The following is a 3,746-nucleotide window of genomic DNA, read 5'->3' as shown; positions in this document are numbered from 1 at the left end:
CCGCCGCGACGATGGCGGCCTGGCGGCGGCGGCCGTCGCCGAGGTGCTGCGCCAGTTCGCGCAGCGTCCAGTCCGGGCAGGTCGGGACCTGGACGTCAAGGTCGGGGGCGGACGCGATCGCGGCGCGGAACGCGGCCGAGCGGTCTTCGATCAGCCGCAGGACCTCGGGGAACTCCAAAATGTTTTGCACCTCGGTTGTGTATCACGGCGCTCCAGCCGCCGGGTAGCGAATATGTCCGGTCGGGGAAGCGGTCCAGGACGTGCTCGATCCGGTCGAGTTTGGCGTGGTAGTCGGGGTCGGTGGACTCCTTCCAGGTCTTGGTGCGTTGGAAGGTGACGCCGCGTCGGGCGAGCAGGCAGCGCAGGGCCTCGCGGCCGATGCGGATCACCCGGCCGTGCACCTTGCGCAGGTAGGCGAGCAGTTTGCGGATGGACCAGCGGGTGAAGGGCTGGCCGAGCTTGGTCGGGCGGGTGGTGGCCGTCTGGACGACGAAGTCCTCGTCGTCAGGGCTGAGCAGGCGGGGACGGCCTCCCGCCCACCGAGGGTCCAGGCAGGCTGGGCCGATCTGGTTGAACCGGTGGATCACGTCCCGCACCGTGTCCTCGTCGGCCTGCACCAACTGGGCGATCACTGGAACTCGGTTGCCGCCGGCCGAGGCCAGAAGGATCATCGCCCGTCGATAGCGCACTGTGTTGGTGCTGCCCCGGCGCACGATCCGTTGTAACTGCTGGCCCTCCTGGTCGGTCAGCCTCCTGATCTTGACCAACTCCGTGAAGGGTGTCAAAACCAGGCCCAAGGCGCTGACGTGCGCATTCGTGACGGCACCTCGTTGGTCAGCCAGTTCGCTGGTACTCGTTGATCAGCCCGCTGAGAACGTGGCAGTGCTTGATCCGACCCAGCGGCAGCGGGATCACGTCGGAGTCATCATTGGTGGGAGCTCGAAGGTCGAGGGAGCGGTGCGGCCTGTTCCGATTGTAATGATCGGCGTATTCGTCCAGCACGGTGCGAAGGTGCCGTTCGCCGAAGATCAGCAGTCGGTCGGTGCATTCCGTGCGTGCGGTGCGGACCCATCGTTCGGCGAACGCGTTCGCGCGAGGCGCCCGCGGCGGGATCTTCAGCACGTGAATGTTGTCGCTGGCGAAGACCTCATCAAAGCTGCTGGTGAACTTCGTGTCCCGATCCCGAATCAGGAACCGGGACGCGCTGGCCCGGTCCTTCAGATCGACGAGAAGGTTACGGGCTTGCTGGGCAACCCATACGCCATCAGGGTGGGCTGTCACGCCGAGCACGTGCACGAACCGGGTGCCGACCTCCACCACGAAGAAGACGTACAACCGGCGCAGCGTGACGGTGTCCACCGCGAAGAAGTCACAAGCCAGCGTGCTCGCGGCGTGGGCGCGCAGGAAATCACGCCAACGATCGTCGGCACGTCGCGGCGCCGGACCCAGGCGCGCCCGTGTGAGGACCCGGCGGATCGTCGCACCGCTCACCTGATGGCCCAGATGCCGCAGTTCGCCTCGGATGCGCTCGTAGCCCCAGCGCGGATTCTCCCGCGCCAACTGCTGGATCAACGCCACGACCGCCGGATCGGTTGCAGGGCGTCCCATCCTCCTGCACGCCGCCGGCATCGACCCGGCGCCCCGCCGGGTCGGGCCGACCTGGCGTCAGTTCCTGGCAGCCCCGGCCCACGCGATCATCGCGTGCGACTTCCTAGTAGTCGAGACGGTGTTGCTCAAACGGCTGTATGTGCTGGTCTTCATCGAGCACGGCACCCGGCGACTGTACCTGGCCGGAGTGACCGCGCATCCGACCGGGGCGTGGACGGTGCAGCAGGTCCGCAACCTGGTGATGGACCTGGGAGAGCGCATCGCCGCTACCGCGCCCAGTTCGGTTACGTCGAGGGCGAACTCATCGACGGAGAACGCCTGCCGCTGATGCGGCTGCGTTACGGCGGCTCGGCGCACCGATGGGGGCCGGCGATCTACACGCCCAGCACGGACGGCTACGAGGACGCGATCTGGTTCACCAGCAGCCCCCAAGAGGCCCTCGACCTGGTGTGCGACCTCCACGTGACCAACTCCGACACCTGATCACCAGCAGCACGCCGCTTACGAACTGTCAACCCCGGGGGACTTTCGGTGGGGACCACTTAGGTTTGCGGCTGAGGTCAGATAGGAGTTCAGAGCCCGTACACAGTGCCGCGCATGGCCGGCGGTCTTCAGCAGCCGCCGGCCAAGCGATTGACGAGGGGTTCAGTCGACGGAGAGCCCTGCGGCCGGAGTCACCCGGACGGCCCGGCGTGCCGGGAGAACAGCGGCGAGGAGTCCGGCCAGGGCGGCGGTGAGGACGACGACGCCGAGTGATGGCCAGGGGATGAGCATGATGGCCCGGGTGAGGGCCCGCTTCACGACCGTCTCGTAGGCGACCCACGCGAAGCCGACGCCGATCGTGGTGCCGAGCAGGGTGGCCACCACCGACATCAGCACCGCCTCGGCCGCCAGCATCCGCCGCAGCTGCCTGCGGGTGAGCCCGAGCGCGCGCAGCAGCGCGTGTTCGCGGGCGCGTTCGAGGACGGAGAGCCCCAGGGTGTTCGCGATCCCGATCAGAGCGATCGCCACGGAGATGCCGAGCAGGCCGAGCACCGACCAGGTGAGGATGTCCCGCTCCCGGTTCGCCGCTGCCTGGGCCTGCAGCTGGTCCTCGAGCTTCGCGCCGGCCGCATCCGCCAGCCCGTCCAGATCGTCGACGAGCTCGAGCGGGTTGGCGCCTGCGGAGGCGCGGACCCAGATGACGTGCGGTTCGGGGGAGTCGGTGAGCTGTGCCAGGGTCTCGGGCGCGACCACGCCGGCCTGGCCCCAGCCGGAGAGGGGGATGACCCGCAGCTGGGCTTGGCGATCGCCGACACGAACTGTGACCTGGTCACCGGGCCGGATGCTCGGGTCCATGAAGGCGTCTAGGTCGAGCCTGATCGTCCCGGGCTGCTCCACCCGGGCGAACGCCCCGCCGTCGCGGGCCACCTGCGCCGCGTCCGGCGCGGTGAGGACCGGGATCGGTTTGTCGAACCCGGTGACCTGGGCCACGGCGCCGTCCATGGCGATGGCCTTCTCCACACCGGGAGTGCGACGTACCCGGTCGAGGAGGTCGGTGGTGACCGGCTCGTCGAGGGAGGTGAGCGCGGCGTCGATGGGGTGATGCCGGGCGCTTACCTCGTCCATCGCCGCACGCCACGTGGCCATCCCGGTGACCACGGCGGTCGTCAGGGTGACACCGACCAGCAGGGCGGCGGTGGTGGCGGCGGTCCGGCGCGGGTTGCGCACGGCGTTCTCGGTCGCCAGCCGCCCGGCCGGGCCGAGCAGCGCCCCGGTGACCCGGACCAGGCGGGGCACGAGCACCGGCCCGACCAGCAGGATGCCGGTGAACACCGATGCTCCGCCGGCCACCATGAACAGCGTGCTGTCCCGGATCATCGCCATCCCGAGCAGGGCCAGCCCGGTGACCAACAGCAGCGCGGCGAGCGCCAGCCGCGCCCGGCCGGTGGCGGTGTGCACGACCGCGGCCTGCGGGCGCAGCGCCGCCAGCGGGCTCACCGCGACCACATGCCGGGTCGGCAGCCAGGACGCGACCATGGTGACGAGCAGGCCGACGCCGAACCCGCCCAGCAGCCAGGGCACAGGCGGTGCGGGGGCGGCCATCGGGGTGGTGGGTGCGAGGGTGTTGATCAGGGGGAGCAGGCCGTAGCCGAGGC

Annotated in this window: 5 protein-coding genes and 1 pseudogene; 2 read left to right on the top strand and 4 right to left on the bottom strand. The window is 69.6% G+C overall.

The genetic code is table 11. The features are described 5' to 3' along the window. The 3 genes and pseudogenes from AB0J09_RS58955 to AB0J09_RS58945 all read right to left on the bottom strand — a co-directional run. Positions 1–190 (bottom strand): maleylpyruvate isomerase N-terminal domain-containing protein (locus AB0J09_RS58955; RefSeq protein ID WP_360712122.1); only part of this gene is annotated, 190 nt, incomplete at its 3' end. A 37-nt stretch (positions 191–227) separates the two neighbouring features. Continuing rightward, positions 228–767: pseudogene (locus AB0J09_RS58950) on the bottom strand (helix-turn-helix domain-containing protein); the annotation flags it as partial. 67 nt (positions 768–834) lie between these two features. Further along, positions 835–1,608, bottom strand: a complete 774-nt coding sequence (locus AB0J09_RS58945) for an integrase core domain-containing protein (RefSeq protein ID WP_360712124.1) — start codon at positions 1,606–1,608, stop codon at positions 835–837. Between the two features lie 118 nt (positions 1,609–1,726). Between AB0J09_RS58945 and AB0J09_RS58940 the strand changes: the two genes are divergently transcribed. Next, positions 1,727–1,936: a hypothetical protein gene (locus AB0J09_RS58940; protein ID WP_360712119.1), complete on the top strand. Its 210-nt coding sequence runs from the start codon at positions 1,727–1,729 to the stop codon at positions 1,934–1,936. Continuing rightward, positions 1,936–2,091, top strand: a complete 156-nt coding sequence (locus AB0J09_RS58935) for a hypothetical protein (protein WP_360712116.1) — start codon at positions 1,936–1,938, stop codon at positions 2,089–2,091. Before AB0J09_RS58940 ends, AB0J09_RS58935 begins: the two co-directional genes overlap by 1 nt. A 162-nt stretch (positions 2,092–2,253) precedes the next feature. Here the strand turns inward: AB0J09_RS58935 and AB0J09_RS58930 are convergent. Beyond that, positions 2,254–3,746, bottom strand: a 1,493-nt coding sequence (locus AB0J09_RS58930) for an ABC transporter permease (protein WP_360712113.1), incomplete at its 5' end; no start/stop codon positions are given.

The sequence above is a fragment of the Nonomuraea sp. NPDC049784 genome (assembly GCF_040659615.1).
Classification (GTDB): domain Bacteria; phylum Actinomycetota; class Actinomycetes; order Streptosporangiales; family Streptosporangiaceae; genus Nonomuraea.
Note: the sequence above shows the minus strand (reverse complement) of the source record. Positions and strands in the feature narration are given on the sequence as shown.

Bases quoted from the DNA above. Each gene is read 5' to 3' on its own strand.
- AB0J09_RS58945 (WP_360712124.1), bottom strand. From the start codon at position 1,608: ATGGGACGCCCTGCAACCGATCCGGCGGTCGTGGCGTTGATCCAGCAG.
- AB0J09_RS58935 (WP_360712116.1), top strand. From the start codon at position 1,936: ATGCGGCTGCGTTACGGCGGCTCGGCGCACCGATGGGGGCCGGCGATC.